Raw genomic sequence first — 1,781 nt, forward strand, 5'->3', positions numbered from 1 at the left:
CGGCAACGCCGATCGGGGCATGCCGCTGCTGGTCCTGGTGGTCATGGCCCAACTGGTGCTGTGCGGCGGCATGTTCGGTGTCAAAGGCCGGCCCCCGCTCGAGCAACTGGCCTGGCTATCCCCATCCCGATGGGCCTACGCCATGGCCGCCGCCACCGTCGATCTCAACGACCTGCGCCGCACCGCGGGCGGGGACCAGGATCCGCTGTGGGACTACAAGGTCAGTAGCTGGCTGTTAGCCGCCGGAGCTTGCCTGGTCCAGGCGATCGTGCTGGTGCTGCTCATCGCCGTGCAACTCAGGCGTCTCGACCCGCAACGCAAAGCCCGCAAGTGAACCGGGCTTTCAGACGTGCTTGATGACGAACGGGACCCCGCTGACGGCCAGCGAACCGCAGGAGAGCTGTACCGACAACAGCCGGTATCCGATGTAGTACACCCCGTAGGACCAGGCGCGTCCGGCGCTGGTACGCCACTGCGCCGGGAACGTTGCCGCAAACCCGACCAAGGCGGTCATCACGAACATGACGGCGATGTGGGTCTTCGAGCCGGTCCCGGCCGTGGTAGGCATCTGTCTCTTCCTTCCTCGACAGCTGACTCGACAGCTGACTCGACAGCTGAAGAGAGCTTCTGCCTACCCGCTTGCCGCATTCTTGCGGACTTCTTGGCGCCGACCGGCCCCCCGGAAAGTACGCGCGCCGGGCGGGTGCGGGAAGCGGGGTCCCAGCGATCCGCGACGCGGTTGTCGGATCGCGGTGCGGGTGCCGGTCTTCCGCCGGCCCCGGGCCATTTCCGGGCCATTTGCGGGCCATTTCCGGACCTCGCCGCTGACGCGCTCGGCTGACTGGTGTTGATAGTGTCGGCGGCATCGCGGCGTGACCGGGAGGATCAGCGATGAGTGACGCGCAGGGCTCGCGAGTCGGGTCGACATTCGGGCCCTACCGCCTGAAGCGGCTGTTGGGCCGCGGCGGGATGGGCGAAGTCTACGAGGCCGAACACACGGTCAAAGAGTGGACCGTCGCGGTCAAGCTGATGTCGGAAACCTTCAGTAAGGACCCGGTGTTTCGGGAGCGGATGAAGCGTGAAGCGCGCATCACCGGCCGGCTGCAGGAACCCCACGTGGTGCCCATCCACGACTACGGCGAAATCGATGGGCAGATGTACCTGGAGATGCGCCTCATCGAGGGCACCGACCTGGACCACATCCTCAAGCGCTTCGGCCCGCTGACCCCGCCGCGAGCGGTGGCCATCATCACCCAGATCGCCTCCGCCCTCGACGCCGCCCACGCCGCCGGCGTGATGCACCGCGACGTCAAACCGCAGAACATCCTGGTCACCCGCGACGACTTCGCCTACCTGGTCGACTTCGGCATCGCCAGCGCCACCACCGACGAAAAGCTCACCCAATTGGGCACCGCGGTGGGCACCTGGAAATACATGGCGCCTGAGCGCTTCTCCAACGACGAAGTCACCTACCGCGCCGACATCTACGCGCTGGCCTGCGTGCTGCATGAATGCCTGACCGGGAGTCCGCCCTACCGCGCCGACAGCGCCAGCATGCTGGTCACCGCTCATTTGATCGAGCCCATCCCCCAGCCCAGCACCCTGCGGGCGGGCATCCCCAAGGCCTTCGACGCGGTGATCGCGCGCGGTATGGCAAAAAAGCCCGAGGACCGTTACGCCAGTGCCGGAGACTTGGCGCTGGCCGCCCACGAAGCGCTCAGCGACCCCGATCAAGACCACGCTGCCGACATCCTGCGCCGCAGCCAGGAAGCAACACTCCC

Annotated in this window: 3 protein-coding genes; 2 read left to right on the top strand and 1 reads right to left on the bottom strand. The window is 66.7% G+C overall.

The genetic code is table 11. The features are described from left to right. Positions 1–334: hypothetical protein (locus tag BST40_RS27965; protein WP_083156547.1), on the top strand; the 334-nt coding region annotated here is incomplete at its 5' end. A 9-nt stretch (positions 335–343) separates the two neighbouring features. On the opposite strand, the gene BST40_RS27970 is transcribed toward BST40_RS27965, so the two are convergent. After that, on the bottom strand, positions 344–568 hold the full coding sequence (locus tag BST40_RS27970; protein ID WP_075545527.1) for a hypothetical protein: 225 nt from the start codon (positions 566–568) through the stop codon (positions 344–346). Between the two features lie 323 nt (positions 569–891). Here BST40_RS27970 and BST40_RS27975 point away from each other — a divergent pair. After that, the coding region (locus BST40_RS27975; RefSeq protein WP_142276850.1) for a serine/threonine-protein kinase at positions 892–1,781 on the top strand (890 nt) is incomplete at its 3' end.

Source organism: Mycobacterium persicum, from assembly GCF_002086675.1.
GTDB lineage: Bacteria > Actinomycetota > Actinomycetes > Mycobacteriales > Mycobacteriaceae > Mycobacterium > Mycobacterium persicum.